We start from the raw sequence: 26,314 nt of genomic DNA, 5'->3' as shown, positions 1-26,314 counted from the left end.
AACCTGATTGAAGGTTTGCATAAGGATGGAGGCCGCATCCCCATTACATGCAAACTAAGTACGACCTGCTGAAATTTGTGCACAGATTGGAATATCCCCTAGATGATGGGGCAAATAAATGTTTACAATCTAGTTCGGGAGACGTGTGGGGCCTTCAATGTCAGACTTTGATCCAAATAAAATTGCGGTTGGCGTGGGTACAGCTCTCGTCAAGGATTTTCTCAAAAGCCTGTCAGAATCTGTAACTAGAACTATAAGCAAGAAATACTCTCAGTATTTTTCTAACTTTGCGCCATACCTCGAAAAAATGCATACGACCTGCAGCAGCGTAAAGACAATAGTTAATAAAGAAAGACCGATTAAAATCAATGAAATATATGTGAAGACGAAATTCCGCTGCGATAGCGAAGTTATCGATGACGACAGCCTTTGCCAGGAAATAAGAGACAACAAGAGAATTGTAGTCACGGGTTTTGGAGGAATTGGAAAGACGATATTTTGCAAATATCTATTTATGAGTGTTTTAGCAATCCTGCGGGAAGAATACCGATTTTTCTTGAATTACGGAGATTAAACGAAATTTCTCAAAAAAATCTTCTGGCCATTATGAGGGTGTCTTCGTCAGCAGAAAAGGAGGTTGTCTCTGAAGATGTATTCAAGGCGATGATGGAGGATGGCAGGTTCATATTTATTCTTGATGGGTTTGACGAAATTCCGGATGAGTTCAGAAACGATGTCCAGCGCCAGATATTGGAGCTGGCGAAATTGTATCCTAACTGCGGTATCGTAGTTTCTAGTAGGAACGACGATAGGTTCTCATCTTGGGAGCAGTTTTACCTTTTCCAGGCGCTTCCTTTCGAAATGGATCAGACGCTGGAGGTGATAAATAAAACAGAATTTGATTTGGATACAAAAAAGGAATTTGTCCAGAATATCCTAAACAAGAGGTACAATGAGTATAAGCCATTTTTCTCGACTCCTCTTCTGACACTTATGATGCTAATGACTTATCTACAAATACGGCATATACCTGATAATATACATGTTTTCTACAGGTACGCATTTCAGACGCTCTTTACTTTGCACGACGCCAGCAAGCAGGGTTTTCAACGAAAGCGCCGACTGTCGTTAGGAGAGCAAGAGTTTATAGAGGTGTTTTCCTATTTTTGCATCTCGACGTACGTGGAAATGGAGCATACGTTTTCAGAGTATAAATGCCTAAGTTACATTGAGCGGGCGAAGCGGCGCGCAAATCAGTCTTTTGATGCCAGGGATTTCCTGATAGACGCGACAGAATCTGTGAATATGCTTTTTAAAGACGGCGATCAATATTCATTTATTCATCGGACTTTTCAGGAGTATTTTACGGCCTATGCTTTAACGCATTATCTTGTGCCCAATTTGAGGGAGGCGATTAAGATCGTCCCTCTTCGCGAGACAGATTCCGTATTTTCCATGGCGAGAGCTATAAATCCTACGCTGGTTGATGATTTATACACTATACCTGAGTTTGAATACTGGGCCAGAATAATAAGAGATATACTTAAGCAAAGTGACCCGGTTGAGATATTGAGGCTAAATGACCACAATCTTCAAATTGGATTTACGATGAAGGGAACTCGCGTATCTACGTACATGTATGGCTCTTATGGAGAGCCTGGGGTGGAGAATTTTATAAATTCTGTATACTTAATGTTTAAATCGCAGGCTCCGAAGGAATTGGATTATCAAACAAATATGAGGCCTGTATTGGAGTCTACGGCGGCCATAGGGCGTTATATATCTAGAAAAGGTATGATGCGTGGACACGACGAGACAGAGTTTGAAGCCAAATTCGATTTCGAAAAGAGGATTGTACGAATTGACCCCGATGCAATAGATTCGCCCTCTGGGGACGGTGTAGCTATTGTGTCTTTCGAAGATTTGCGTTGGGCCACAAATCTCCCGATAATTGCAACGTCGGCTGAAAAAGTTAAGGCTAGGGCTACGTTTGTCAAAAGAAGGATAGACGAAATCATACGCAACCGTCGCCACTCCCGTGGGACGGGCGGCGATATACTCGCATTGTAGGTTAGTTGGAGTGTCTCACGCAAAATACTCCTGCAGCGGCCGCACTTCCAAATTCCCCGCCCGCAGCGCCGCAATCGCTTCCGCCACGGCCGCAGCACCCGACAGCGTCGTGTAATACGGCACCTTCTGCATCAGCGTGGCGCGGCGCAGCGACTTCGAGTCCGACACCGCCTTCTGGCCGTCCGTCGTGTTGAAGACGATCTGGACCTGGCGGTTGCGGATGGCGTCCTCGATGTGCGGGCGGCCTTCCAGCACCTTGTTGATCTTCTGTGCGTCGACGCCGTTTTCGGCCAGGAAGCGGGCGGTGCCGGAGGTGGCCAGCACCTTGAAGCCCTGGCCGGCAAGGCGCTTGACCGCCGGCAGGATGCCTTTCTTGTCCTCGTCGCGGACCGAAACGAACAGCGTGCCGGAACGCGGCAGGTCGACATTGGCGCCGAGCTGGCTCTTGGCGAAGGCCAGGGCGAAGTCGCGGTCGAGGCCCATGACCTCGCCGGTCGAGCGCATTTCCGGGCCGAGCAGGATGTCGACGCCTGGGAAGCGGGCGAAGGGGAAGACGGCTTCCTTGACGGCGATGTGGCCGGGGTTGCGTGGGTCCGGCATGGCGCCGTAATGGGCGAAGGCGTTTTCCAGCGTCTCGCCGGCCATGATGCGCGCCGCGATCTTGGCAATGGGCCGCCCTATGGTCTTGGCGACGAAGGGCACGGTGCGCGATGCACGCGGGTTCACTTCCAGCACATAGACCGTGCCGTCCTTGATGGCGTATTGCACATTCATCAGGCCGCCGACGTTGAGCGCGCGGGCCAGGGCCGCCGTCTGCCGCTCCAGCTCGTCGACGAGGTCAGAGGGCAGCGAATGCGTCGGCAGCGAGCAGGCGCTGTCGCCCGAGTGGATGCCGGCTTCCTCGATATGCTCCAGGATGCCGGAAACGAAGGTGTCCTTGCCGTCGCACAGGCAGTCGACGTCGACTTCGATGGCGCCCGACAGATAGGTGTCGAACAGCAGCGGGTTCTTGCCGAGCAGCGTGTTGATCTGGCCGGTCTTGTCGTTGGGGTATTTCTGCTTGATGTCCTCCGGCACCAGGCCGGGCACGGTATCGAGCAGATAGGTCTGCAGCATGCCCTCGTCATGGATGATCTGCATGGCGCGGCCGCCCAGCACATAGGACGGGCGCACCACCAGCGGGAAGCCGAGCTCGCCGGCGACGAGGCGCGCCTGCTCGACCGAATAGGCGATGCCGTTCTTCGGCTGGGTAAGGTTCAGCTTGTGCAGGAGCTTCTGGAAGCGGTCACGGTCTTCTGCCAGGTCGATCATGTCGGGCGAGGTGCCGAGGATCGGGATGCCGGCCTTCTCCAGCGCGTCGGCCAGCTTCAGCGGCGTCTGGCCGCCGAACTGGACGATGACGCCGACCAGCTCGCCGGATGCCTGCTCGGCGCGCAGGATCTCCAGCACGTCCTCCGCCGTCAGCGGATCGAAATAGAGGCGGTCGGAAGTGTCGTAGTCGGTCGAGACCGTCTCCGGGTTGCAGTTGACCATGATCGCTTCATAGCCGGCGTCGCGCAGCGCGAAGGCGGCATGGCAGCAGCAATAGTCGAATTCGATGCCCTGGCCGATTCGGTTCGGGCCGCCGCCGAGGATGACGACCTTCTTGCGCGACGACACGCGCGCCTCGTTGTCGAGCGCTCCGGCGAAGGGCACTTCATAGGTCGAATACATGTAGGCGGTCGGCGAGGCGAACTCGGCAGCGCAGGTGTCGATGCGCTTGTAGACCGGATGAACGTCGAGCTTTTGCCTAGTCTTCTGAATCACTTCCGCGTCGGTCTTCGTCAGCGAGGCGAGGCGGGCGTCGGAGAAGCCCATCGCCTTCAGCATGCGCAGATTGACGGCGTCCTGGGGCAGGCCATGCTCGCGGATGCGCTCCTCCATGGCGATGATGCCGGCGATCTGCTCGAGGAACCACGGGTCGATCTTGCACATGGCGTGCACATCTTCCAGCGAGGTGCCCATGCGGATCGCCTGCGCCACCATGCGCAGCCGGTCCGGCGTCGGCGTGCCGAGCGCGGCGCGGATGGCGTTGCGGTCGTCGGCATGGCTGGCGGGCGAGCCGCCATGGCCGAGGCCGGGGATCTCGATCTCGTCCAGACCCGTCAGGCCGGTTTCAAGTCCGCGCAAGGCCTTCTGCAGCGATTCCTGGAAGGTGCGACCGATGGCCATCACCTCGCCCACCGACTTCATGGCGGTGGTCAGCACCGGCTCGGCGCCGGGGAATTTCTCGAAGGCAAAGCGCGGGATCTTCGTCACCACGTAATCGATGGTCGGCTCGAAGGAGGCCGGCGTGGCGCCGCCGGTGATGTCGTTCTCCAGCTCGTCCAGCGTGTAGCCGACGGCCAGCTTGGCCGCGACCTTGGCGATCGGGAAGCCGGTGGCCTTGGAGGCCAGCGCCGACGAGCGCGAGACGCGCGGGTTCATCTCGATGACGACGAGGCGACCGTCGGCCGGGTTGACGGCGAACTGCACGTTCGAGCCGCCGGTCTCGACGCCGATCTCGCGGAGCACCGCGATCGAGGCGTTGCGCATCATCTGGTATTCCTTGTCGGTCAAGGTCAGCGCCGGCGCGACGGTGATCGAGTCGCCCGTGTGCACGCCCATCGGATCGAGGTTTTCGATGGAGCAGACGATGATGCAGTTGTCCGCCTTGTCGCGGACGACCTCCATCTCATACTCCTTCCAGCCGAGCACGCTTTCCTCGATCAGCACCTCGGTGGTGGGCGAGGCGTCGAGGCCCGACTGGACGATGTCGTAGAACTCGGCGCGGTTGTAGGCGATGCCGCCGCCGGTGCCGCCCATGGTGAAGGAGGGGCGGATGATGGCCGGCAGGCCGACATGGTCGAGCGCCTGGGCGGCGATCGCCATGGCGTGGCTGATATAGCGCTGCTTGCGGTCGCCTTCGCCGAGGTTCCAGCGCGTCTCCAGCGCGTCGAGCGCGGCATCGAGGTTTTCCGGGTTCTCGGCCTTCAGCGCGGCCCGCTCCGCCTCATGCGTCTTGCGGTCGGCGTTCTTGACGTCGGTGGCGTTGGCCAGCATCGACTTCGGCGTTTCGAGCCCGATCTTGCTCATCGCCTCGCGAAACAGCGCGCGGTCCTCGGCCTTGTCGATGGCATGCGCGTCGGCGCCGATCATCTCGACATTGTAGCGGTCGAGCACGCCCATGCGGCGCAGCGAAAGTGCTGTGTTGAGCGCCGTCTGACCGCCCATGGTCGGCAACAGCGCGTCAGGCCGCTCCTTGGCGATGATCTTGGCCACCACCTCGGGCGTGATCGGCTCGATATAGGTTGCGTCCGCCAGCTCCGGATCGGTCATGATCGTGGCCGGATTGGAGTTGACCAGGATGACGCGGAAGCCCTCTTCCTTCAGCGCCTTGCAGGCCTGGGTGCCGGAATAATCGAACTCGCATGCCTGGCCGATGACGATGGGGCCGGCCCCGATGATCAGGATCGACTTGATGTCGGTGCGTCTTGGCATGATCGTAAAATCCGTTCGGCGAGCGGCTTGCACGAAAAACCGGGACGGGGGGACCGGCCGGTTGTGCTTGCGATTCAGGTATCAGGCTAGGAGGGCCTTATAGGGAAGAGTTTTGGCGGATGTAACCCCGAAAATGCGGGATCGAGTAGGGGAGTAGGGCAGTAGGCGGTAGGGCGGTAGGGCGGTAGGGCGGTAGGGCGGTAGGGCGGTAGGCGTTCTCTTCCTTTACTGCCTTACCCCCTTAATTGCCTAGCGCCAGCTGATCCGTGATCTCGAAGCGTTCGGCGGCGCCGACGCGGATCATGTTCAGCGTGCCTTCGCGGGTGAAGCGGAACTCGTCGGGAGAGTCAGAGCCGGCCGGCTGGCCGCCACGAAAGGTGATGACGCGCGTTCCGCCATCGGGCCAGGTCACGGTCACCGTGCTGTCGCCGTCGTTGCGCGCGACGCTGACCTCGCAGCGGGTCATCGGCTGGCCGATGCGGCGCGCGCAGGGGATGCCGCCGGCAGCATCGGGAGCGGGGCCGTCGGAGATTCCACCCGCCGACGCCGCGAAGGCGAGGCCATAGGCGTCCTGCATGGCGGTCCTGCCGATGTCGGCCGCGGATGGCGGCCCGGCCGGCTCGTTGCTGCCCAGCCGGGCCGCGATGTCCGGCTGTGGCTCTGCGGTGGGCTGGGGCGCGCCGGCTTGCCGAGGCGGGCCGGCCTCGGTCGCCGGCGCGGCGGTATCTTCAGGCGCCGGTGCCGGATTGTTTGGGCTGAGGTAGCGGGCGGGCGCCCATCCGGTGATGTGCGCGTCCTGCGTATCCTCGACCTTGCACCAGGGATAATTGTTGACGAGTTTGCAGCCGTAGTTCTTCACGGCCGTGCCGTTGGGCAAGCGGGCCTCCACCTTTCCGGCCGCCGATGCGGTGGCCCGGATGTTGAGGAGATCGTCTGGAGCGAGCCCGCCTATAATTGAAATGATCGGCCCCGGCCCGTCCTGAGCCAGGGCCGGCAGCGTGGCCGTCAGCAGTGGAGCGGCGAAAAGCAGCAGGAGCGTAAGGTTGCGCTTCATATGAGCTTTGCTCAATGGATGTAAGCTCCGCCTATTCCTTCATAAATCCGGTTCGCAGCGCGTGCGCCCATTCCGGCCTTCCCGCCTGTTCGGCCTGCTTTGCGGCCGCTTCATGGTCGTAGTCCACGGCGATGCTCTCGAAACGGTTAGGACTGCCATCCGAGCCAATATCAACGATGCCGTAGCGGGCCTGCGGGGTGCCCTGTTCGGAGACATGCGCCGGCGGCGTGTCGTCGTCATAGGCCGGGCAGCCGACGCTGCCGGGGTTGAAGACGACCGGGCCTCCAGGAATGCGGACCAGCTCGTTGCGGTGGCTGTGGCCGCATAGCACCAGGCGGCAGGCCGGATCGAGCGGCTTCAGCCGGCGCGTGATGGCGGCAAGCGGCGCGCGCACCAACTGGCCGTCGACAATGGCGTCGGCCAGATATTTCTCGTCATGATCCGGCCGGGCGTGGAAGGCGATGACGCCGGGCGCGATCTCCAATGTCAGCGGCAAGTCGAGCAGTGCCTGGCGCTGCGCCGATGTCAGCCGTTCCTGGGCGTAGCGATCGGACGGCCACATGGTATCATCCGCCGTGTCCTGCGCCACGCGGCGGTCGTGGTTGCCGCGCACAGTCGGCAGGCCGAGCACCTGCAGCCGTTCCATCGTCTCGCGCGGCCATAGCGGGCCGGAGACGCAGTCGCCGAGATTGACGGCCGTGTCGGCGCCGCCGCGGCGTTTCAGATCGTCCAGCACGGCATCCAAAGCCAGTACGTTACCGTGGATGTCGGCGAGAACGGCGATGCGCATGGATCAGGCGGAAACCTCGACCTCGGCAGCGCCGACCGCCGGCAGGTCAGGGGCACCGTCGGCTGCCGCGATCACGCTGTCGAGCAGGCCGGGAAAACGCTTGTCGAGGTCGTCGCGGCGCAGTGTGATCAGCCGGCTGGTGCCCACCGCTTCGCTGCGGGTGATGCCCGCCTCGCGCAGCTTGGCCAGGTGATAGCTCAGATTGGTCTTGGAGGCGAGGTCGAGGAACTTGCCGCAACTCATCGGCACGCCTTCCTTGCTCGCCAGGTAGCGCACGATGGCGAGCCGGGTCGGATCGCCGAGCACGGCGAGCACGATCGGCAGGCTGATCTGGTCGGTGGCTGGGTGGGGCAGGCTCATGACCAAGAATTAAGCACAAACGCAACGAACTTCAACTTGGCACCTTTCCCGCCGAGAGCGACGCACTCTTCATTTCCGGCCTGGTCCTGACACAGGGCTGTCAGCAGGCTTCAGCTATTTTCTCCCGGTCCGGTTGACACAATGCCCTGCTATGTCCAATTGTTCAATAACTTTTGAACTAAGGACAATTCCCATGGACAAGCGGATCTTCTGGCTCGCGCTCGGGTCGTTCGCGATCTCGACCGAAGGCTTCGTCATCTCAAGCCTTCTCCCTGATATCGCCGCTGATGCCGGCATTTCCGTGCCGCTCGCCGGTTCGCTGATCACCGCTTTCGCGCTCGCCTATGCGATCGGCGCGCCGGTGCTCGCGACGCTGACCGGCGAATGGGACCGGCGGCGCGTCATCCTGTGGACGCTTGTATTCTTCGTCATCGGCAATCTGGTGGCGGCGCTCAGTTCCTCCTTCGAATTGCTTCTGATCGCGCGTATCGTCATGGCGCTGTCGTCCGGCCTGTTCGCGGCGACCGCGCAGGGAACCGCTGTGGCGCTGGTCGACGACCATCACCGGGCGCGCGCCATCGCCGTCGTCGTCGGCGGCACCACGGTGGCGGTCGCGGTCGGCGCGCCGCTCGGTGCCCTGGTCGCGGCGATTGCCGGCTGGCGCGGCACCTTCTTCGCCATCGCGGCGCTCGGCGCGCTGTCAGGCGCGATCCTGTGGTGGCGGCTGCCGCGCGGCATCGTCGGCACCAGGCTGCCGCTGAAGCGCCGGCTGGCGGCAGCCATCCGGCCCGGCGTGATGCCGATCCTTCTGACCACGGCGCTTGCGCTGATCGGCGCGTTCACCGTCTTCAGCTTCATCGCGCCTTTGGCCATCGAAGGCGGCGGGCTCTCGCCGATCGCGTTGCCGGGCATGCTGCTCGCCTTCGGCGTCGGCGCCGTCATCGGCAACATCGCCGGCGGGCAGGCGGCCGACCGCTTCGGCGCGACCCGCACCGTCGCCTGGTCGTTGACTCTGTCGGCCGCCATGCTCGTCACCTTCTCGCTCATCCCGACCTTCCTGCCGCATCATCTCGCCGGGCCGGCGCTGATGGCCATGATGGTGCCGTGGGGCATCGTCGGCTGGGCCTTCCCGCCGGCGCAGGCGAGCCGCATCCTCAAGATCGCCCCCGACGCCGCGCCAATCGTTTTGTCGCTCAACGCCTCGGCGCTCTACTTCGGCGTCGCGCTCGGCGCGGTGGTCGGCGCAGCAGTGCTGCGCTTCGGCGCCCCGGCAGATCTCGGCCTGATCGCCGCCGTGTTCCCGATCATTGGCCTGGGTATCGTGCTCGCCGGCCGGGTGACGGCGCGGCGGCCAGTCGCCATGCCGGCGGAATAAAACTGCATCAAACCTGTTCCGTGGCGGCTTCTTCACCTCGAAGGAGCGGCCGCCGGCATTTCCAGATCGAGGTCGGCCACCGCGTCCAGCGCCGCTCGAAGCTTTGCCGCTTGTTCAGCGCCGACCTTATCCTCGAATTGCCGCTGGGCGACGCTCCAGAGTTCGAGCGCCTCGTCGAGCTTGGCCTGGCCTTGCGGCGTCAGCCGCACGCGCTTCACGCGGCGATCGTCCTTGTCGGGAAAGGTTTCGACGTAGCCATCGCGGATCAGCGGCTTCAGCGTGTGGCCGAGCGCCGAAAGGTCCATGATCAGCGCCTCGGCGATCGTACCCATTGCTGGCTCATCGCTGATGTGGATCTGAAAGAGCAGGCCGAACTGCGTACCCTTCAGGCCGGACGGCGCCAGCGCGTCGTCATAGAAGCGGCCGAGGCTGCGCGCGGCGCGCCGCAGCGTGGCGTTGTTGCAGCGGCTGAATCCGGGTTGCCGAGCTTGCGTCATGTTCACTCCTTGCCGGCGAAGAGGCGCGCCGGCCTGCCGCAAAAATAGTTTTCGCCGCCGCCGTTGACAAGATAGTGGCATATACCTACGTCTCGGAAAGTGGTATATGCCACTAATTGGAATCCGAGCCATTTGGCGGATGGCATCATCGTCGCCGAACCGAAGCGAAGCGAATAAAGGAACAGGACAATGAGCACGAAGGACAACAAGGGCACGGCCGTCATCACCGGCGCATCGTCGGGCATCGGCGCTGTCTATGCGGACCGGCTGGCCGGGCAAGGCTACGACCTGGTGCTGGTGGCGCGGCGCGCCGACCGGCTGCAGGAGCTGGCGGACAGGCTGACTTATGCCTATGGCCACAAGGTCAAGGTGATCGCGGCCGATCTTTCCGATGACGGCGACGTGCGCCGTGTCGAGCAGGCGATTGCCGGCGACGAGAGCGTGACGCTGCTGGTCAACAATGCCGGCCTCGGCGGGCAACAGGTGGTTGCGACGTCCGATGCCGATGCGGCCGAGCGCATGATCAAGGTCAATGTGATCGCCTTGACCCGCCTTACCCGCGCCGCGCTGCCGGGTTTGCTGGCGCGCAACCGCGGCGCCGTCGTCAACATCGCCTCGGTGCTTGCCTTTGATACTTCCTTCGGCGGCATCTACAGCGGCACCAAGGCTTATGTGGTCAACTTCACCGAAGCTCTGCAGCGTGAAGTCGCGGGCACGCAGGTGAAGGTGCAGGTGGTGCTGCCGGGCGCGACCCGGACCGATTTCTGGGAACTTGCGGGTAGCGATATCGACAAGCTTCCCTCGGAGATCATCATGACAGCCGACGATCTGGTCGATGCCGCACTTGTCGGCCTGGCCAGGGGCGAGGCTGTGACCGTGCCGGGACTTGCCGACACAGCCAAGCTGGATACTTTCCTCGGCGCTCGCCAAGGCTTCTACGGCAGCCTGCACGCCAGCAAGCCGGCAGCGCGCTACGCGGTCTGACGTCCTGTCATCGTGGCGGCTGGTTCAAGTATCGTCCCGCGCGATTGCTGACGAACAGCCGCTGCACACTTTTCCTGAAATTGCTTACGCCGGCCGCCACATCTGCAGGATGGAGGCGGCCAGCAGCAGGCCAAGCACGATGTTGAGCGCGCGCCACTGGCGCTCGGTCTTCAGCAGGCGGGCAAGCAAGGTTCCCGCCACGCACCACAGCGACAGCGAGAAAGCCGCGGCCAGGCCGAATACGGCGCCCAGCAGCAGCGCGAGCTGCATCGGACCATCCGCCAGGGCCGCAAAGGATGCGGCGGCACCCAATCCCATCGCCCAGCCCTTCGGATTCATCCACTGGATGCCTGCGCCGCCCAAAAAGCTGTTCGGGGTGGCCATGCTGATGTCGAGATTGGGTGGACCGCTGCGGCCGATCTTGACCGCAAGCCAGATCAGGTAGAGCGAGCCCGCTATCTTCATGGCGAGTTGAAGGGACGGCACCGCGGCGAGCAGGCCGGCGAGGCCTGCCGCGCCCGCGGCCGCCACCGACGCCAGTCCCGCGGCGCTGCCCGCCATCAGCGGCACCGAGCGCCGAAAGCCGAATTGCGCGCCGGACGCGGTCGACAATGTCGTGGCAATGCCGGGCGTCGAGGTCGAGATCAGCGCGAACAGGACCAAGGGGATGATGGTTTCGGACATGCGGGCTTTCCAGTCGGAGGAGCCGGCATGCTTAGACGCTTCCCAGCATCAGTAAATGCAATGTTTGATATGGTTGGCATTAGGGATCATAATAGAGCTCATGATCCGCGACCTCGACATGACTCTCATCCGCACCTTCGTCACGACGGCCGACAAGGCCAGCATGACGTCGGCGGCCAATGCGCTTCACCTGACCCAGGGCGCCGTCAGCCAACAGATCAAGCGGCTCGAGGACATGCTGGGCCAAAGCCTGTTCGAGCGCGATCGTCGCGGGTTGAGGCTGACACGATCGGGCGAGCGCCTGCTCGACAAGGCCAAGCCGCTGCTGCGGCTCAACGACGAGATCCTCACCGAGATCAAGGGCAGGGTGGTTGCCGGGCAGGTGCGGATCGGCGTGCCTTACGATCTCGTGGGCACGCTGCTCGCGCCGGTGCTGAAAGCGTACGCCGAAGCCTATCCGCAGGTGGAGATATCGCTGGTCTGCGCGTCCTCGCCCGAGCTAGCGGCGGCCCTGGCGTCGGGCACCATCGACCTTGCCGTGATCGAGGAACGCGCCGGTCCCACCGCCGGCGAATGCCTGCTCGTCGACCGGCTGGTATGGGTCGGCGCCAGAGGCGGCTCGGCGCGTTTGAAGCGGCCCTTGCCGGTCTCGATCGTCGCCGATACCTGCGCCTTTCGCCCGGCAGTGCTTGCCGCTCTCGGCGAGCACGGGCTCGACTGGCGCACCGTGTTCGAGAACGGCAACATCGACGCCACGACCGCGACGGTGCGCTCCGACCTTGCCGTTACCACCTGGCTTGCCTCGACGGTGCCGGCCGATCTCGACATCCTGTCCGATGCCGGCCTTCCGGCGCTGCCGAATTTCTCGGTCAACCTGCACCTGCCCAAGCACGCCACCGCGCCGGCCGCGCAGGCGTTCGCGACCCATATCCGCGAGGGTTTGGCACGGCGGCGCGAGGCGGCCTGAACGGCTGTCAGCCGCTCGATGCCGCCATGGCGACCGCCAGTTGCGCCTCGAATGCGCGCCTGAAGGCCGGCCGCGCCTCGCCGCGGGCGACATAGCCGGCGACGTTCGGGAATTCGTTCAGCAGTCCCGATCTCTGCAATCGGCGCAGCACGCCGACCATGACGAGGTCGCCGGCGCTGAACGCTCCGTCGAGCCAGTCGCTATCACCCAGGTGACGGGAGATCTCGGCCAGCCGCTTGCGGATCCGGTCGTCGACCAGGGGCAGGCGCTGGTCGTGCCACGGCGCGTCGCGCTCCAGGATCACTGCGGTCGTGCGATCGAGGATCGGCTGCTCGATGGTGCTGAAGGCTGCGAACATCCAGGCAATTGCCCGCGCCCGTGCGTTTGCATCCTCGGGCAACAGGCCCGGATGACGCACAGCGATGTGAAGGACGATTGCGCCTGACTCGAACAGAGCAAGATCGCCTTCTTCATAGGTCGGGATATTGCCGAAGGGGCTGATCGCAAGATGCGCGGGTTGCTTCATCGCATCGAACGAAACGAGGCGAACGTCATAAGGCTGGCCGACTTCCTCGAGGGCCCAGCGCACGTGCATGTCGCGCGCCAGCCCCCTGCCGCCGTCGGGCGATCGTTCGAAGGCGGTAATGGTGGGCATCATAGGCGGCTCCTGACGGTTCAGTCGTCGTTGCGAAAGCGGGCTTGATAAGGCGAATACGCGGCAGGCAGGGCTCGCCGCGAGATTGCACTACTTCCAGTTCTTGCGCCGTTCGATCTCGGCTTGCGAAGGCTGCTCCTGGGCGAACGAGCCAGTCCGGATTTCGCCCGCGCGCTCGTAGGTCGCGATGATGATCCCGGTGGTGGATGTTTGCGATTTGACGAGCTTGAAGGCCGCCGGCACCGCGTTGTCGCCGAACAGCCGCTTGCCCTTGCCCAGCACCAGCGGAAAGACCATCAGACGGATCTCGTCGATCAGCCCGTTGGCGAGCAAGGTGTGGATCAGGTTGCCAGATCCCTGGATGAGCAGGTCAGGACCGTCCTCCTGCTTGAGCTCGTTCAGCCTTGCAACGACATCCGGCCCGAGCGACTGGGTGTTCTGCCAGGTCAACGAATCCGGCCGGTGCGTCGCCACATATTTGGCCGCGGGGTTGAAGACCTCAGCGATCGGATCGTTCTGGTATGGCCAATGCGCGGCGAAGATGTCGTAGGTTTTGCGGCCGAGCAGCAGGGCGAAGGGCTTGGAGAACAATTCGTCCATTGCCGCGCCAGCTATCTCATCAAAGTAATGGAAGGTCCAGCCGCCGAACTTGAAGCCGCCGACCGGATCTTCTTCCGGCCCGCCGGGTACCTGCATGACGCCGTCGAGGCTGACGAATGTGGCGGCGATGATCTTGCGCATCTGGTTCTCCTTTGGCTGATCCCATACCGTCGAGGCCGGATTCCCGGTTCCGAGCTGTGGCAATTCTCGACGGAAAGCCGGCACGCGGTTTTCCTGGATTTGCTGCTAGGACGAACGGCGAGGCGCGTTTTCGACAGGGCGTTTTAAAAATTTCCGTCATGCGCTCTCGGCGCGAACGGCGCGATATGACCAGACATCGCCGATCACGGCGTTTGCCCTGCGGTGCGCCGCCTTGTCTCGCGTCAGCCAGATCTACGGGGCGCACGGCGTGTTCGGATCAATGCAAGATCAACAGGAGCCTAGAAGGGCGCGGATCGGCCGAGCGAGCCTGCGCTGTCATGGCGTAGAATCTCTGGCTGGCGTCCGGTTCCGCCATAGGGCCGGCGCGACTGTCGCGGTCAGCCGGCGATGGTGTCGTAGAGCAGCTTGAAGTTGAGCACCAGGATGAGGGCGGCAACCACCCAGGCCAGCAACGCCACGCCGCGCGCAATGGCGAAACTGCCCATCTTCTTGCGGTCGGACACGAACTGCACGAGTGGGATGACCGCGAAGGGGAGTTGCATCGACAGCACCACCTGGCTGAACACGAGGAGCTCTGCCGTGCCCTTCTCGCCATAGAGCGCGGTGACGACCACGACCGGGACGATGGCGATGCCGCGCGTCAGGAGGCGTCGCGCCCATTGCGGGATGCGCAGGCGCAGGAAGCCTTCCATCACGATCTGGCCGGCAAGCGTCGCGGTAACCGTCGAGTTGAGGCCGGAGGCCAGCAGAGCGACCGCGAACAGGATCGAGGCGATGCTCAAGCCCAGCAGTGGCGAAAGCAGTTCGAAGGCCTGGCCGATCTCGGCCACGTCCTGGTGTCCGGTCCCGTGGAAGGCGACGGCCGCGACGATCAGGATCGAGCCGTTGACGAACAGCGCCAGGATCAGCGCGATGGTCGAATCCGTCGTTGCCCATTTGATGGCGTCGCGCTTGCCGGCATCGGTACGCTCATAGGCACGGGTCTGCACGATCGAGGAATGCAGATAGAGATTATGCGGCATGACGGTCGCGCCAATGATGCCGATAGCGATGTAGAGCATCGCCGGATTGGTGACGATCTCGGATGACGGCACGAACATCGAATGCAGAATGGTCCTGGCCGGCGGCGCGGCGACGAATATCTGGACGGCAAAGCAGCCGAAGATGATGATCAAGAGCGCGATGACGAAGGCTTCCAGATAGCGGAAACCCTTGTTCATCAGGAGAAGCACCAGGAAGGCGTCGAGCGCGGTCAGCATGGCGCCGCCGATCAGCGGAATACCGAACAGGAGCTGCAGCGCGATCGCCGTGCCGATCACCTCGGCGAGGTCGCAGGCGATGATCGCCAGTTCGCAGGCGATCCAGAGCATCAGGTTGACCGGGCGCGGATAGTAGGCGCGGCAGGCCTGGGCGAGGTCGCGACCTGTGGCGATGCCGAGACGGGCGGCAAGCGCCTGCAGCAGGATCGCCATCAGGTTGGACAGCATGATGACGAAAAGCAGCGTGTAGCCGAACTGGGCGCCGCCGGCGAGGTCGGTCGCCCAGTTGCCGGGGTCCATATAGCCGACGGACACCATGTAGCCCGGCCCCATGAAGGCGAACAGGCGGCGGAACCAGACGCCGGTCTGCGGTACCGCGATCGAAGCGTTCACCTCGCGCAGGCTGGGCTGCTCGTCGTCCGGCCCGTCGAATCGCCATGCGGTTCGGCCTACGGTTGCTGCATCGACGTCGGGCATGGGGGATTTTCCGCGGGAATGCATCGAAGATATCCTTACGTATGCCATGGCTCAACATTATGCAATAGGCTATATTTCATTGATCTTGCTTTCGTGATGAGCCGTTTGGGCCCTTGGCCGATGCTCGGAACCCTGGTTGCGCACGGGCCGGAATGTAAATAAACGGCCGGACCATCGGGGGTTCGTGCTATGGATGCGGTCCCGATTCAGCCTTAGGGGCAGCCAAGGAGGATCGCGTATTGGCGCTGAGGAACAAACCGGTTCGACGCGAGGAGCCGCTTCCCGATGCCGAGATCCATTCGGAAGGATTCCGGCAGACGCGCGAGGCGCGCCGCGGCGCGCTGGTCGAGGATTATGTCGAGCTGATCGCCGATCTGATCGAGGACGGCAACGAGGCGCGGCAGGTGGATATCGCGGCACGGCTCGGCGTTGCGCAGCCGACGGTGGCAAAGATGCTGACGAGGCTGTGCGCCGACGGGCTGGTTTCGCGAAAGCCCTATCGCGGCGTGTTCCTGACTGACGCCGGCCGCAAGGTCGCCGAGGAAAGCCGTATCCGCCACCAGACGGTGGAAGCCTTCCTGCGCTCGCTCGGTGTCAGCGCCGAGACGGCGCGTATCGACGCTGAGGGGATCGAGCACCATGTCAGCGCCGAAACGCTGGAGGCTTTCCGCCGGGCGATGACCCATCGCTAGGCGTATCGAGGTCCCCAAGCGACAAGGCTGGGAACCGCCGCCGCTCCAGCACGTTGGTTCCGGCATCGCGCGATGATCGCGCTAGGGAGGAAGCGATGGGCGTCGAACAGGCACCGACCGATAAGGGAAAGCAGGCAGCCAGGGGATTACGGCAGGCGGCCGCCAAGGACGAGCGGAAGACCGAGGCCGAAACCGGCCAACCATTGAAGAAGGGAGCGGCGCGTTTCGAGGAGCGTTCGAAAAGTTCGGACGGCAAGAGCGCCGGCGCCAAACAAAAAAGCCGAGACTTCTAGCCGGTTTATCGGGAGTGGACTTAACCGCCCTGAGCAAGGTTTTCTACGGTCCGCGTATTTCGCGGGAGCGAAAAACTCTGTGACTTAGGCCAACCGTTGCGATAGTTGTCTGGAGGGGGCGGTCGCGGGCCAATCCCTCCAGGACATTCGCATTACGAGGAGTTGCCATGCTTTGGAGAGGCCGTCGTCAGAGCGACAACATCGAGGATGACCGCAGCGACAGCGGCGGCGGGCTCGGCGGTGGATTGGGCGGCGGCGGCCAGTTCCGTATCCCTATCGGGGGCCGGACCGGCGGCGGCGGCAGCATCCTTCTGGTCATCCTGGTCGTGCTCGCGGGATGGTATTTCGGCTTTGACCCGTCGCAGATCCTGGGTGGCGGCGACGGCGGCCTACTGCCAGGCGGCGGCCAGATCACAGACAACAGAGGGTCGCCGGATAACGGAAGCGCGCCGGCCAACGACGAGATGAAGCAGTTCGTCGCGACCGTGCTTGCCGACACTGAGGATACCTGGACCGGCATTTTCAAATCTCAAGGGTTGACCTACGAGGATTCCAAGCTGGTGCTGTTCAGCGGCCAGGTTCGTTCGGCCTGCGGTTTCGCTTCGGCGGCGGCCGGGCCGTTCTACTGCCCGGGCGACCATAAGGTCTATCTCGACATGACCTTCTTCCAGCAGCTCGACCAGCAGTTCGGCGCGTCCGGTGAGTTTGCGCGTGCCTATGTGGTGGCGCATGAGGTTGGCCATCACGTGCAGAACCTGACCGGCATCATGGGCAAGTTCGACCAGATGCGGCAAGGCATGAGCGAGGTCGACGCCAACCAGCTCTCGGTGCGCATTGAGCTTCAGGCCGATTGCTTCGCCGGGGTCTGGGCGCATTTCACACAACAGAAGGGCATTCTGGAGCAAGGTGATATCGAAAGCGCGCTCAACGCGGCCAAGCAGATCGGCGACGACACGCTGCAGAAGAAAATGCAAGGCTACGTCGTGCCGGAAAGCTTCAACCACGGCACCTCGCAACAGCGGCAGACCTGGCTGGCACGGGGCTTCAAAAGTGGCAAGCTGTCCGACTGCAACACGATGAGCGGTCCGATCTAAGGCGGCGCTCACTGCTTTCCCGTGGCGCCTCACGGGCGGGCGAGTGGCAAGTTATGTCAGCATAAGTCGCTTGTCTTCGTTCGCGGATTGTTCCAGTCGCCAACCTCGCTTATAAGGTCCCTCCCGCCCGTGCCCCCGGGGTGGATGAGGAGCTTATAACCATGATCGATCCTAAAACCGCCAAGCGGGGCCTTGCGCTCGTTTTCACGACGCTGCTGCTCGACATCATCGGCTTCGGCATCATCATGCCGGTGCTGCCGGCCTATCTGGAGGAACTGAGCGGCGTCAGCGTGAGCGAGGCCGCGATCGAGGGTGGCTGGTTGTTCTTTGTCTATGCAGCGATGCAGTTCTTCTTCGCGCCGATCATGGGCGGCCTGAGCGACCGCTTCGGGCGGCGGCCGATCCTGCTCGCCTCGGTGCTGACCTTCTCGATCGACAATCTGATCTGCGCCATCGCCTGGTCGTACCCGATGCTGTTCATCGGCCGGGTGCTGGCCGGTATTTCCGGCGCCAGTTATTCGACGACCTCCGCCTTCATCGCCGATATCTCGAACGATGAGAACCGGGCGAAGAATTTCGGCCTGCTCGGCATCGCCTTCGGCGTCGGCTTCGTCATCGGCCCGGTGCTGGGCGGGCTGCTCGGCACGTTCGGGCCGCGCGTGCCGTTCTATTTCGCCGCGGCGCTTGCCCTTGTGAACTTCCTGATCGCGATGGTCTTCCTTCCCGAGACGCTGGACGAAAAGCACCGCCGGCCCTTCGAGTGGAAGCGCGCCAACCCGGTCGGTACGCTCATGCAGATGCGCAATTATCAGGGCATCGGCTGGATCGGACTGGTGTTTTTCCTGATGACGCTCGGCCACATGATGTATCCGGCGGTCTGGGCGTTCGTCTCCAACTATCGCTATGGCTGGAACCAGCAGCAGATCGGCTTCTCGCTCGGCGCCTTCGGCCTGTGCGGCGCGGTCATCATGGCGACGGTGCTGCCGCGGGTCATTCCCAGGCTCGGCGAGTGGAAGACGGCGGCGATCGGCTTGACCTTCACCGCGCTCAGCGCTTTCGGCTACGCGTTTTCGACGCAAGGCTGGATGATCTATGCGGTAATCGTGGCCGGCTGCCTGGAAGCGCTGGCCGATCCGCCGCTCAGAAGCCTCGCCGCCGCCAAGGTGCCACCTTCGGCGCAGGGCGAATTGCAGGGCGCGATGACGTCGATCTTCTCTATCACCTCGATCATCACGCCGCTGCTCTATACGGCGATCTTCTCCTGGTTCACGAGCCCCACCGCGCCGGTCGTGTTCGGCGGCGCGCCCTATCTGCTCGGCGCGATTTTCCTGACGCTGGCGGTCATCGTCTTCGTGACGAAAGTGGCCAGGCCCACACCGAAGGAAGCCGAGCGCATGCATACGCAGGAAGCGGCCGTCACGGACGCTGCATAGGCTGGCGGCTTGAGCTAGGCCTGTTCCGCCAACGCTTCCTCGCCGCGCCGCTCGCGGATCAGGTTGACGAAGCGGCGGAACAGGTAGTGCGAATCTTGCGGACCAGGCGAGGCCTCGGGATGATGCTGGACCGAGAATACCGGCCGGCCCGTCAGCGCGATGCCGCAATTCGAACCGTCGAAGAGCGAGACATGGGTTTCCTCGACGCCTTCGGGCAACGAATCTGCGTCAACGGCGAAACCGTGGTTCATCGAGACGATCTCGACCTTGCCGGTGGTGTGGTCCTTGACCGGATGGTTGGCGCCGTGGTGGCCCTGGTGCATTTTCTCGGTCCTGCCGCCAAGCGCCAGCGCCAGCATCTGATGGCCGAGGCAGATGCCGAACACCGGGATGTCGGTCTTCAACAGATTCTGGATCACCGGCACGGCATATTCACCGGTCGCTTGCGGGTCGCCGGGCCCGTTCGACAGGAAGATGCCATCCGGCTGCATGGCGAGGATCTCCTCGGCGGCGGTCTTGGCGGGGACGACGGTGACCTTGGCGCCCAGGCCCGCCAGCAGGCGCAGGATGTTGCGCTTGACGCCATAGTCGATGGCCACGACGTGCATGGACGGCGCGTCCTGCTCGCCATAGCCCTCGTTCCAGACCCAGGGCGTCTCGCGCCAGACCGAGGACTGGCCGGACGTCACTTCCTTGGCGAGATCGAGGCCGATCAGGCCCGACCAGGCCGCGGCCTGCCGCTTCAGGTCCTCGATATCGAAGACGCCATCGGGCGCATGCGCGATGACGGCGTTGGGCATGCCCTTCTCGCGGATCAAAACGGTCAGCGCGCGGGTGTCGATGCCGCAAAGCGCGACGATGCCGCGCCGCTTCAGCCATTGGTCGAGATGGCCGGCGGCGCGATAGTTCGAGGAATCCGTGACATTGGCCTTGAGGATTGCGCCGACAGCGCCCGCGCGGGCGGCTGGATGCAGGTCCTCAATATCTTCGTCATTGGTGCCGACATTGCCGATATGAGGGAAGGTAAAGGTGACGATCTGGCCGGCATAGGAGGGATCGGTGAGGATTTCCTCATAGCCGGTCAGCGCCGTGTTGAAGCAGACTTCCGCAACGGCCGATCCCGTGGCGCCAAGACCGCGGCCTTCGATCACCGTGCCGTCGGCAAGGACCAGAAGGGCGGTCGGCTTCTCGGTGGCCCATGGGGCGGTGGTCGTGGCCATGGCGGCACTCCTAGAGGTTGTTCCGGAACTATCCCGACAGCGGGACGATCCGCGCAACAAACGGCGCGCGGCGACGAATTCGCTAGCCGGCGCGCAACCAAAGTTTCAGTTCATGCGAGGCTCAGTACATAGGGGAAGGCGCCGGAGCGGTCAATGCGGGCGGCCTCAGCCCGGGGTTGATTTGCTTTCGTCCAGCAATATCAGCGGCTTGGCGGAATTTGCGTTGGCCGTTCGGCGAAGCTATTGTCCGCCGCATTCGAAGGAGAAGCACGATGCGCGAGAAAATCGCCGAATCCATGAAGAGCGCGATGAAAGCGCAGGACAAACACCGCCTGCCGACCCTGCGGCTTATCCAGGCCGCCATCCATGATCGCGACATCGCCAATCGAGGCGCGGGCAAGCCGCCGGCGAGCCAGGAGGAGATACTGCAGATCCTCGCCAAGATGGTGAAGCAGCGCGAGGAATCGGCCAAGGCCTTCGAAGACGGCAAGCGGCCGGAACTGGCGGCGCAGGAGCGCGGCGAGATGGAGATCATCCGCGAATTCCTGCCGACGCAGCTCGACGACGCGGCAATCACCGCCGCGGCGCGCGAGGCGATCGCGGCGACGGGCGCCGCCAGCCAGAAGGACATGGGCAAGGTGATCGGCGCGCTGAAGCAGAATTATGCCGGCCAGATGGACTTCGCCAAGGCCAGCGCCATCATCAAGGGGCTGCTGCAGTAGACGACAGCCTAAAGCGGTTCAGCGTTTCACGGAATCGCTGAACCGTTCCAGGTTCTTGTTTTTACGCAATTCCGGACGGAAAACCGCTACGCACTTTTCCTGGAACTGTTTTAGTCCTTGCACATCGGCAACGGCTGGGGCGGCGGCGCCGGATGGTCCGTCTTGTACTGCGCGATGATCGGCTCCAGCGTTTTCCTGGGCCAGAATTTGGGTGTGCCGATCTCGCTCAGGCAGGAGGCGTTCCAATAGAGGCCCGCGCCCGACAGCGATTGGCCGGCGGCCTTTGCCCGGGCGACAGCGGCGATGTCGCGCGATTCCGGATAGATATAGAGCGTCGTGGGGTTGTCCTTCGCGATGGGGATGATCTGTTCGGCATCGGTAGGCGACCAGCTGGTGCAGCCATTGCTGCGGCCGCCGGCATAATTCACCAGCTTGCCGAACGGGACGAGGCCGTCATGGTTGGCGTATGAGCTGCTTGGGTCCTTGCGCATGCACATGCCCCTGAGCAAGGCGGCCGGATGGCCGCCGATCACGCGCTGCCTTGCGTTCGCCGCTTCGCCTTCGCCATCGAACTGAATGAAGCTGCGCATGAACACCGCGTTCTGCGCGCCGACACGGTAGTAGCCCTTGAAGGACGTCTTGGTCTCGGCGGTCATGTAGGCGCCGCCGGCCGTCAGCTCCGAGTCCATCGCGTTGCCGAAATTCTTCGCGCAGCGCCTGCCGTTGGAGAAATCGGCGACGCCTTTCAGGTTGCGGCCGCCACCATGGCCCGCGGAGAACGCGCGGAAGAGCTGCTTGGCTTCGCAGATAACGTAATATCGCTGGCCAAGCACGCTTTTGCCGAGATCGCCGGGACGGGTGGCATCCATGGCGAAATAGCAGGGGTTGCTGACCGAACCGTCGCTGACCTTGGACTGATAGAGCGCGCGCGCCCGCTCCAGCACGACCTGGGAGATCTGGCCCTCGCCATCGCCGACATGGCGCTGCAGCCAGTCGGGCACGCTTGACGGCCGCAACGCCGCATATGAGCTGACAGATGCCGTCAGGGCGGTCAGGATCGCGACCAAGCAGAAGATGGCCGCGCCCAGCGCAACAGATCTCAACCGCACCGGTTTGCTCCTCCTGTCGAAGCGTCGTAAATCAACCACGCCAATCATAGAATATCTCGCATCCGTCGGCGAAACACTTCTAGTTTAGCGATGCCTTCCGCAGGTCGGTTTTCCGATCCGCTTCGACTGAGCTATGATCTGATTCCGGCGCGCCCACGCCTCCTCCCTCCATTGGGAAGCATCTTCATGCAGGGCCATCCGACCAACCGTTCGGGCGCCAGGAGGGTTCTCCAGACTGCTCGCGGCAGGCAATTCGTGTGGTCGGGATGCCCGGCTCGACGAAGAGACGAACCATGATCCAGATCGTCAAACCAACGCTCGAACATCTGCCATCCTACAAGGCCGCTCTGGAGCGCGGGTGGTCGCCAGACAATGTGCGGCTTCTGGAGGCAACGCGCGAGCAACTCGATGCGATCGAGCACGATCCCGTCGCCTTTCTCGCCAGCCTCGACGACCCCGAAGCGAAAGGGCCGCCCATCACTTTGCCCGATGGCACGAGGGTCGCGCGGCTGCCCGGCTTCCGGCGCTGGATCTGGGATGGCGAGGCGGCCGGCTCGATCGGCTTTCGCTGGCAGAAAGGCACGTCGGCGCTGCCCTCGCATGTGCTCGGCCATATCGGCTATGCGGTGGTGCCGTGGAAGCGGAACCGGGGCTACGCGACCGAAGCGCTGCGGCTGATGCTGGGCGAAGCGAGGGCGGTCGGGCTCGACCATGTCGAGATAACCGCGAAGCCGAGTAATCCGGCTTCGCACAAGGTCATCACGGCCAATGGCGGCAGGCTTGTCGGCCGCTTCTTCGAGGACGAAGCCTATGGCGGCGCGGAGAGCCTCAAGTTCCGCATCGACCTTTGAGGGTTACTCGCCGGGCCTGGCCAGCCGTCCTTCTTCCGCCTTGTGGTAGAACTGGCTTGCCACGAGCCAGCCCTTGAGCGGCCTGAGCGGCGGGATGCAGGTCGCAAGAACGATCGGGATCGAAACGAAGGCGTGGAACCACATGGACGGCTCGAAGGTCACCTGCGCCCAGACCGCGAACAGCACCGAAGGCACGCAGGCAAAGCAGATGACGAAGAACGCAGGGCCGTCGGCGGGATCGGCGAAGGAATAGTCGAGCCCGCAGACATCGCATTTCGGAGCCAGCTTCAAGAAACCCTCGAACAGGTGACCCTCGCCGCAACGGGGACAGCGGCCCCGGATCCCAACTTGCCAGGGTACCAGATGTGGATAATGCGCAAGGTCTTCCATGGTCATCGCTCCAATAGACGTCACATGGGCCAAGTCGGCCTTGAGGTCTCGGACGCATACATATATCATACTTGTATGCATACAATGCGACAAAATGTATGGTAAAGCGATCTGTAAACGGCGAAGGCGACGTTGGATGGGTTCCGGTTTTGGAGACGGGGCCGCGACCGGTCTATCTTAAGATCGTCGATGCCCTCGCGTATGCCCGCTCGAAAGGCCGGTTGCAGCCCGGCGACAGGTTGCCGCCGCAGCGGGACCTCGCCCGGTCGCTGGGGGTCGATCTCACGACCGTCACGCGGGCGTTTTCCGAGGCCAGGCGCAGGAACCTCATCGACGCGACGGCGGGCCGGGGCACCTTCGTCACGCCGGGCGAGCCGGAAGAGCCTATCCTCGATCTCAGCATGAACATTCCGCCGGCACCGGCCGGCGTGAACCTGCCGGCCTTGATCAGGACGGGTGTCGACGGGCTGCTCAAGCGCTCCAGCGCGGAAGCCCTGCTTTCCTACCATCCCGGTCCGGGTTCGCCCGTGGAGCGTGCCGTCGGCTCGTCATGGCTTGCCGAGACGGGGGACAGGCTGCCGGTCGACAGGATCGTTGTCGGCTCGGGCGCGCAGGCGTTGCTCACGGCCGTCGTGCTGTCTCAGACCCGCGAGGGCGACACGATCCTTGCCGATGCGCTGACCTATCCCGGGCTGATTGCGCTGGCCGGGGCCGCGCGACGCAAGCTCGCCGCCGTCGCGAACGATGGCGATGGCATGCGGCCTGACGATCTCGAGCGGGCGGCGCGGCGACATGGCGCCCGCGTTCTTTACCTGAATCCGACGCTGCAAAATCCGACCGCATCCGTCATGCCCGAAGGCCGGCGGCGCGAACTCGCCCGCATGGCCGACAAGCTTGAGTTGACCATCATCGAAGACGATCCCTACAGAAGGTTGCTGGCAGCACCTCCGCCAGCGTTTCTGGCCTCGGCGCCGGAGCGGACCTTCCATGTCGCGACATTGGCTAAATGCATCTCGCCTTTCCTGCGCACCGCCTTCCTGGCGGCGCCTGATCCGCAAGCCGCGGAGCGAATCGCGGCGGCGATACGCGGCACGACACTGATGGCGCCCCCGCTGATGACGGGGCTGGCCTGCGAATGGTTGCGCAGCGGCCTTGCCGGGGAAATCACCGTCGCCGTGCGCGCCGAAGCGCAGGCCAGGCAGGAGATCGCGCGCGACATCCTGCCCGAGGGCTTTGTAGCATCGGAGTCTGGCCTGCATCTGTGGTATCCGCTGCAGAGCCGATTGCGCTCCACCGAACTCGCCGATATCGCCCGCCGTCGAGGGCTCGCCATCAGCCCCGCGGAAGAGTTTGCCGTCGGGCGAGAGTTTCCTAACGGTTTTCGCCTGGCGCTGGGCGCCACACCCAATCGCGAACGGTTGAAGGAAGGCCTTGAAAGCCTGGCCTCCATCCTGCCGGAAGTGTCAGGGCCGCCCCGACCGCAGGTGGCGTAGCGCCTTATTCCGCTGGCGCCGGCAGCGGCGGGGTCGCGCTACTGCGCCATTCCCAGGCTTGCGAGACGACGGCCACCACCACCGCCACGAGCATGGCCAGGGCGCCGGCGAGCGGCAGGCTGCGATAGCCGTAGCCGGCATTGAGCATCGCCGCGCCAAGCGACGCGGCCAGCGCGATGCCGACATTGAAGCCGGACGGGATCAGCGCGGAGGCGAGGTTGGAGGCATCGGCCGTCCAGGCGAGGATGCGCGTCTGGATCGGGGCGCCTATGGCGAAGTTGAGACCGCCCCAAGTGACGATGGCGACGACCATCGGCACCGGGTAGGGGCTGATCAGATGGATGACGCCAAGCGCCACGGCCTGCAGGGCGAGCATGACGATGAGCGACGGCATCAGCTTCCAGTCGGCAAGCTTGCCGCCGACCAGCACGCCGATCGTGGCGCCGACGCCGTTGAGCAAGAGCACCCAAGGGATCAGGCTCTCGTGGAGGCCGGTGACTTCGAGCAGCATCGGGGTGATGTAGGTGAACAGCGCAAACTGGCCGATCATCAGCATCAGCATCAGGATCAGCGAGGTCCAAACCTGCTGGCGGCCGAGCACGCGAACTTCGCGCGCCAGCCCGGCGGGCCGGTTGGCGGCGCCCGCGGCTCGCGGCAACAGCGCCAGCATGGCGACGATCGCGATGATGCCCAGTGCGCCCATCACCCAGAAGGTCGCGCGCCACCCCCACAGGCTGCCGATCGCGGTGCCCGCCGGTACGCCGATGACGTTGGAGACGGTCAGCCCCGAGAGAATGATCGCCACCGCCCGGCCGCGCTGGTCCTCGCGCACCAGGCCGACCGCTACCACCATGGCGACGCCGAAATAGCAGCCATGCGCCACGGCGGTCGCGATGCGCAGCAAAAGCATCGAGGTGAAATCGGGCGCCAGGGCGCAGGCCACCTGGCCAAGGGTGAAGGCGACCGTCAGCCCGATCAGCAGCGTCTTGCGCGAAACCTTGCTGGTGACGAGGGCAAGCAGCGGGCCGCCGATGGCGATGCCGCAGGCATAGCCGGAGACGAGATAGCCGGCGGTCGGCACGGACACGCCGAGGCCCCGCGCTACCTCGGGCAACACGCCGGCGATGACGAATTCGGTGGTGCCGAAGGCGAAAGCGGCAAGGAAAAGGGCAATCAGCGGCGGCATGGTCTCAAAACATATGCATGGAATGCACGCGTCAAACCACGCTTGGGCTGGTCCGGCAATGCAGAAATTGTCGATGCCGCTTTAGCTTTTCTTGAGCAACGCCGCTAAAGCGCGACGCCCTTCAGGTGTTGGTGTCCGTAAAACCGCCGGACACTGCGCGACAGGCATCAGGCGACTTTCTTGCGCCCATACGGGATCTTCAGCCAGGCCCGCTCGTGCACATAGTAAAGCAGCGACTTGGTGACGACTTCCGTGAGCCCGATGGTGGCCGCGAGCTTGATGCTGCCGGTGATCACCAGCGATATGATCATCGTGTCGACCGTACCGGTGGCGCGCCACGAAAGCGCCTTGGCGAAACTGCGCGAATGCGTGTCCATC

At 63.1% G+C, this 26,314-nt stretch carries 26 protein-coding genes; 12 read left to right on the top strand and 14 right to left on the bottom strand.

Annotation, left to right across the window (positions count from 1 at the left end):
- The first annotated feature begins 157 nt into the window (after positions 1 to 157).
- Together ACR64R_RS14465 and ACR64R_RS14460 are read left to right on the top strand one after the other, a co-directional pair.
- Positions 158 to 574 carry a hypothetical protein gene (locus ACR64R_RS14465; protein ID WP_487362287.1) on the top strand — a complete coding sequence of 139 codons (417 nt, stop codon included), beginning with the start codon at positions 158 to 160 and terminating at the stop codon, positions 572 to 574.
- Positions 499 to 2,070, top strand: coding sequence for an NACHT domain-containing protein (locus ACR64R_RS14460; RefSeq protein WP_487362286.1), 1,572 nt, complete (start codon positions 499 to 501; stop codon positions 2,068 to 2,070). The genes ACR64R_RS14465 and ACR64R_RS14460 overlap by 76 nt, the downstream gene beginning before the upstream one ends.
- A 15-nt stretch (positions 2,071 to 2,085) precedes the next feature.
- On the opposite strand, the gene carB is transcribed toward ACR64R_RS14460, so the two are convergent.
- The 4 genes from carB to ACR64R_RS14440 all read right to left on the bottom strand — a co-directional run bounded on the left by carB (position 2,086) and on the right by ACR64R_RS14440 (position 7,793).
- Positions 2,086 to 5,589, bottom strand: coding sequence for a carbamoyl-phosphate synthase large subunit (gene carB / locus ACR64R_RS14455; protein WP_487362285.1), 3,504 nt, complete (start codon positions 5,587 to 5,589; stop codon positions 2,086 to 2,088).
- 241 nt (positions 5,590 to 5,830) lie between these two features.
- On the bottom strand, positions 5,831 to 6,643 hold the full coding sequence (locus ACR64R_RS14450; RefSeq protein WP_487362284.1) for an SH3 domain-containing protein: 813 nt from the start codon (positions 6,641 to 6,643) through the stop codon (positions 5,831 to 5,833).
- A 31-nt stretch (positions 6,644 to 6,674) separates the two neighbouring features.
- Positions 6,675 to 7,433, bottom strand: coding sequence for a metallophosphoesterase family protein (locus tag ACR64R_RS14445; RefSeq protein WP_487362283.1), 759 nt, complete (start codon positions 7,431 to 7,433; stop codon positions 6,675 to 6,677).
- Positions 7,434 to 7,436: 3 nt separating this feature from the next.
- Positions 7,437 to 7,793, bottom strand: a complete 357-nt coding sequence (locus ACR64R_RS14440; protein WP_487362282.1) for an ArsR/SmtB family transcription factor — start codon at positions 7,791 to 7,793, stop codon at positions 7,437 to 7,439.
- A 193-nt stretch (positions 7,794 to 7,986) separates the two neighbouring features.
- On the opposite strand from ACR64R_RS14440, the gene ACR64R_RS14435 reads away from it, so the two are divergent.
- Positions 7,987 to 9,168: an MFS transporter gene (locus ACR64R_RS14435; RefSeq protein ID WP_487362281.1), complete on the top strand. Its 1,182-nt coding sequence runs from the start codon at positions 7,987 to 7,989 to the stop codon at positions 9,166 to 9,168.
- Positions 9,169 to 9,200: 32 nt separating this feature from the next.
- Here ACR64R_RS14435 and ACR64R_RS14430 read toward each other — a convergent pair whose 3' ends face one another.
- A complete protein-coding gene (locus tag ACR64R_RS14430; protein WP_487362280.1) occupies positions 9,201 to 9,665 on the bottom strand; it encodes a MarR family winged helix-turn-helix transcriptional regulator in 465 nt (154 codons plus the stop codon).
- Between the two features lie 189 nt (positions 9,666 to 9,854).
- Between ACR64R_RS14430 and ACR64R_RS14425 the strand changes: the two genes are divergently transcribed.
- Positions 9,855 to 10,649, top strand: coding sequence for an SDR family NAD(P)-dependent oxidoreductase (locus ACR64R_RS14425; RefSeq protein ID WP_487362279.1), 795 nt, complete (start codon positions 9,855 to 9,857; stop codon positions 10,647 to 10,649).
- 84 nt (positions 10,650 to 10,733) lie between these two features.
- Here ACR64R_RS14425 and ACR64R_RS14420 read toward each other — a convergent pair whose 3' ends face one another.
- Positions 10,734 to 11,333 (bottom strand): LysE family translocator, encoded by a 600-nt coding sequence (locus ACR64R_RS14420; RefSeq protein WP_487362278.1) that lies wholly within the window; start codon positions 11,331 to 11,333, stop codon positions 10,734 to 10,736.
- 100 nt (positions 11,334 to 11,433) lie between these two features.
- Between ACR64R_RS14420 and ACR64R_RS14415 the strand changes: the two genes are divergently transcribed.
- The gene (locus ACR64R_RS14415) at positions 11,434 to 12,300 is read left to right on the top strand and encodes a LysR family transcriptional regulator (protein WP_487362277.1); all 867 of its coding nucleotides are present in this window, start codon (positions 11,434 to 11,436) and stop codon (positions 12,298 to 12,300) included.
- A 7-nt stretch (positions 12,301 to 12,307) separates the two neighbouring features.
- Here ACR64R_RS14415 and ACR64R_RS14410 read toward each other — a convergent pair whose 3' ends face one another.
- From ACR64R_RS14410 to ACR64R_RS14400, 3 genes are all read right to left on the bottom strand, one after another.
- The gene (locus ACR64R_RS14410; protein WP_487362276.1) at positions 12,308 to 12,958 is read right to left on the bottom strand and encodes a glutathione S-transferase family protein; all 651 of its coding nucleotides are present in this window, start codon (positions 12,956 to 12,958) and stop codon (positions 12,308 to 12,310) included.
- Positions 12,959 to 13,045: 87 nt separating this feature from the next.
- Positions 13,046 to 13,696 carry a dihydrofolate reductase family protein gene (locus tag ACR64R_RS14405; protein WP_487362275.1) on the bottom strand — a complete coding sequence of 217 codons (651 nt, stop codon included), beginning with the start codon at positions 13,694 to 13,696 and terminating at the stop codon, positions 13,046 to 13,048.
- A gap of 398 nt (positions 13,697 to 14,094) precedes the next feature.
- On the bottom strand, positions 14,095 to 15,453 hold the full coding sequence (locus ACR64R_RS14400; protein ID WP_487362274.1) for an Nramp family divalent metal transporter: 1,359 nt from the start codon (positions 15,451 to 15,453) through the stop codon (positions 14,095 to 14,097).
- A gap of 239 nt (positions 15,454 to 15,692) precedes the next feature.
- Between ACR64R_RS14400 and mntR the strand changes: the two genes are divergently transcribed.
- From mntR to ACR64R_RS14380, 4 genes are all read left to right on the top strand, one after another.
- Positions 15,693 to 16,145, top strand: a complete 453-nt coding sequence (gene mntR, locus ACR64R_RS14395; RefSeq protein ID WP_487362273.1) for a manganese-binding transcriptional regulator MntR — start codon at positions 15,693 to 15,695, stop codon at positions 16,143 to 16,145.
- Positions 16,146 to 16,240: 95 nt separating this feature from the next.
- Positions 16,241 to 16,438 (top strand): hypothetical protein, encoded by a 198-nt coding sequence (locus ACR64R_RS14390; protein WP_487362272.1) that lies wholly within the window; start codon positions 16,241 to 16,243, stop codon positions 16,436 to 16,438.
- A 167-nt stretch (positions 16,439 to 16,605) separates the two neighbouring features.
- The gene (gene ypfJ, locus ACR64R_RS14385; RefSeq protein ID WP_487362271.1) at positions 16,606 to 17,532 is read left to right on the top strand and encodes a KPN_02809 family neutral zinc metallopeptidase; all 927 of its coding nucleotides are present in this window, start codon (positions 16,606 to 16,608) and stop codon (positions 17,530 to 17,532) included.
- Positions 17,533 to 17,693: 161 nt separating this feature from the next.
- Positions 17,694 to 18,965: a TCR/Tet family MFS transporter gene (locus ACR64R_RS14380; RefSeq protein ID WP_487362270.1), complete on the top strand. Its 1,272-nt coding sequence runs from the start codon at positions 17,694 to 17,696 to the stop codon at positions 18,963 to 18,965.
- 14 nt (positions 18,966 to 18,979) lie between these two features.
- On the opposite strand, the gene carA is transcribed toward ACR64R_RS14380, so the two are convergent.
- Positions 18,980 to 20,185, bottom strand: a complete 1,206-nt coding sequence (gene carA, locus ACR64R_RS14375; protein WP_487362269.1) for a glutamine-hydrolyzing carbamoyl-phosphate synthase small subunit — start codon at positions 20,183 to 20,185, stop codon at positions 18,980 to 18,982.
- Positions 20,186 to 20,457: 272 nt separating this feature from the next.
- Here carA and ACR64R_RS14370 point away from each other — a divergent pair, with 272 nt between their 5' ends.
- Positions 20,458 to 20,907 (top strand): GatB/YqeY domain-containing protein, encoded by a 450-nt coding sequence (locus ACR64R_RS14370; protein WP_487362268.1) that lies wholly within the window; start codon positions 20,458 to 20,460, stop codon positions 20,905 to 20,907.
- Positions 20,908 to 21,017: 110 nt separating this feature from the next.
- Here ACR64R_RS14370 and ACR64R_RS14365 read toward each other — a convergent pair whose 3' ends face one another.
- Complete coding sequence (locus tag ACR64R_RS14365; protein ID WP_487362267.1) at positions 21,018 to 22,016, bottom strand: hypothetical protein; 999 nt, start codon at positions 22,014 to 22,016, stop codon at positions 21,018 to 21,020.
- Between the two features lie 293 nt (positions 22,017 to 22,309).
- On the opposite strand from ACR64R_RS14365, the gene ACR64R_RS14360 reads away from it, so the two are divergent.
- Positions 22,310 to 22,867: a GNAT family N-acetyltransferase gene (locus ACR64R_RS14360; RefSeq protein WP_487362266.1), complete on the top strand. Its 558-nt coding sequence runs from the start codon at positions 22,310 to 22,312 to the stop codon at positions 22,865 to 22,867.
- 3 nt (positions 22,868 to 22,870) lie between these two features.
- On the opposite strand, the gene ACR64R_RS14355 is transcribed toward ACR64R_RS14360, so the two are convergent.
- Positions 22,871 to 23,263 carry a DUF983 domain-containing protein gene (locus ACR64R_RS14355; RefSeq protein ID WP_487362265.1) on the bottom strand — a complete coding sequence of 131 codons (393 nt, stop codon included), beginning with the start codon at positions 23,261 to 23,263 and terminating at the stop codon, positions 22,871 to 22,873.
- 92 nt (positions 23,264 to 23,355) lie between these two features.
- Between ACR64R_RS14355 and ACR64R_RS14350 the strand changes: the two genes are divergently transcribed.
- Positions 23,356 to 24,750 (top strand): aminotransferase-like domain-containing protein, encoded by a 1,395-nt coding sequence (locus tag ACR64R_RS14350; RefSeq protein ID WP_487362264.1) that lies wholly within the window; start codon positions 23,356 to 23,358, stop codon positions 24,748 to 24,750.
- Between the two features lie 4 nt (positions 24,751 to 24,754).
- Here ACR64R_RS14350 and ACR64R_RS14345 read toward each other — a convergent pair whose 3' ends face one another.
- Both ACR64R_RS14345 and ACR64R_RS14340 read right to left on the bottom strand, forming a co-directional pair.
- A complete protein-coding gene (locus tag ACR64R_RS14345) occupies positions 24,755 to 25,936 on the bottom strand; it encodes an MFS transporter (protein WP_487362263.1) in 1,182 nt (393 codons plus the stop codon).
- A gap of 167 nt (positions 25,937 to 26,103) precedes the next feature.
- Positions 26,104 to 26,313, bottom strand: a complete 210-nt coding sequence (locus ACR64R_RS14340) for a DUF2061 domain-containing protein (RefSeq protein ID WP_487362262.1) — start codon at positions 26,311 to 26,313, stop codon at positions 26,104 to 26,106.
- Position 26,314: the final 1 nt, after the last annotated feature.

It is taken from the genome of Mesorhizobium sp. MC2-1-1 (genome assembly GCF_057597255.1).
Note: the sequence above shows the minus strand (reverse complement) of the source record. Positions and strands in the feature narration are given on the sequence as shown.

What these genes read in the sequence shown, in the direction of transcription:
- ACR64R_RS14465 (WP_487362287.1), top strand. Translation starts at nt 158, where the DNA reads ATGTCAGACTTTGATCCAAATAAAATTGCGGTTGGCGTGGGTACAGCT.
- carB (WP_487362285.1), bottom strand. Translation starts at nt 5,589, where the DNA reads ATGCCAAGACGCACCGACATCAAGTCGATCCTGATCATCGGGGCCGGC.
- ACR64R_RS14450 (WP_487362284.1), bottom strand. Translation starts at nt 6,643, where the DNA reads ATGAAGCGCAACCTTACGCTCCTGCTGCTTTTCGCCGCTCCACTGCTG.
- ACR64R_RS14445 (WP_487362283.1), bottom strand. Translation starts at nt 7,433, where the DNA reads ATGCGCATCGCCGTTCTCGCCGACATCCACGGTAACGTACTGGCTTTG.
- ACR64R_RS14440 (WP_487362282.1), bottom strand. Translation starts at nt 7,793, where the DNA reads ATGAGCCTGCCCCACCCAGCCACCGACCAGATCAGCCTGCCGATCGTG.
- ACR64R_RS14435 (WP_487362281.1), top strand. Translation starts at nt 7,987, where the DNA reads ATGGACAAGCGGATCTTCTGGCTCGCGCTCGGGTCGTTCGCGATCTCG.
- ACR64R_RS14430 (WP_487362280.1), bottom strand. Translation starts at nt 9,665, where the DNA reads ATGACGCAAGCTCGGCAACCCGGATTCAGCCGCTGCAACAACGCCACG.
- ACR64R_RS14425 (WP_487362279.1), top strand. Translation starts at nt 9,855, where the DNA reads ATGAGCACGAAGGACAACAAGGGCACGGCCGTCATCACCGGCGCATCG.
- ACR64R_RS14420 (WP_487362278.1), bottom strand. Translation starts at nt 11,333, where the DNA reads ATGTCCGAAACCATCATCCCCTTGGTCCTGTTCGCGCTGATCTCGACC.
- ACR64R_RS14415 (WP_487362277.1), top strand. Translation starts at nt 11,434, where the DNA reads ATGATCCGCGACCTCGACATGACTCTCATCCGCACCTTCGTCACGACG.
- ACR64R_RS14410 (WP_487362276.1), bottom strand. Translation starts at nt 12,958, where the DNA reads ATGATGCCCACCATTACCGCCTTCGAACGATCGCCCGACGGCGGCAGG.
- ACR64R_RS14405 (WP_487362275.1), bottom strand. Translation starts at nt 13,696, where the DNA reads ATGCGCAAGATCATCGCCGCCACATTCGTCAGCCTCGACGGCGTCATG.
- ACR64R_RS14400 (WP_487362274.1), bottom strand. Translation starts at nt 15,453, where the DNA reads ATGCCCGACGTCGATGCAGCAACCGTAGGCCGAACCGCATGGCGATTC.
- ACR64R_RS14390 (WP_487362272.1), top strand. Translation starts at nt 16,241, where the DNA reads ATGGGCGTCGAACAGGCACCGACCGATAAGGGAAAGCAGGCAGCCAGG.
- ypfJ (WP_487362271.1), top strand. Translation starts at nt 16,606, where the DNA reads ATGCTTTGGAGAGGCCGTCGTCAGAGCGACAACATCGAGGATGACCGC.
- ACR64R_RS14380 (WP_487362270.1), top strand. Translation starts at nt 17,694, where the DNA reads ATGATCGATCCTAAAACCGCCAAGCGGGGCCTTGCGCTCGTTTTCACG.
- carA (WP_487362269.1), bottom strand. Translation starts at nt 20,185, where the DNA reads ATGGCCACGACCACCGCCCCATGGGCCACCGAGAAGCCGACCGCCCTT.
- ACR64R_RS14370 (WP_487362268.1), top strand. Translation starts at nt 20,458, where the DNA reads ATGCGCGAGAAAATCGCCGAATCCATGAAGAGCGCGATGAAAGCGCAG.
- ACR64R_RS14360 (WP_487362266.1), top strand. Translation starts at nt 22,310, where the DNA reads ATGATCCAGATCGTCAAACCAACGCTCGAACATCTGCCATCCTACAAG.
- ACR64R_RS14355 (WP_487362265.1), bottom strand. Translation starts at nt 23,263, where the DNA reads ATGACCATGGAAGACCTTGCGCATTATCCACATCTGGTACCCTGGCAA.
- ACR64R_RS14350 (WP_487362264.1), top strand. Translation starts at nt 23,356, where the DNA reads ATGGTAAAGCGATCTGTAAACGGCGAAGGCGACGTTGGATGGGTTCCG.
- ACR64R_RS14345 (WP_487362263.1), bottom strand. Translation starts at nt 25,936, where the DNA reads ATGCCGCCGCTGATTGCCCTTTTCCTTGCCGCTTTCGCCTTCGGCACC.
- ACR64R_RS14340 (WP_487362262.1), bottom strand. Translation starts at nt 26,313, where the DNA reads ATGGACACGCATTCGCGCAGTTTCGCCAAGGCGCTTTCGTGGCGCGCC.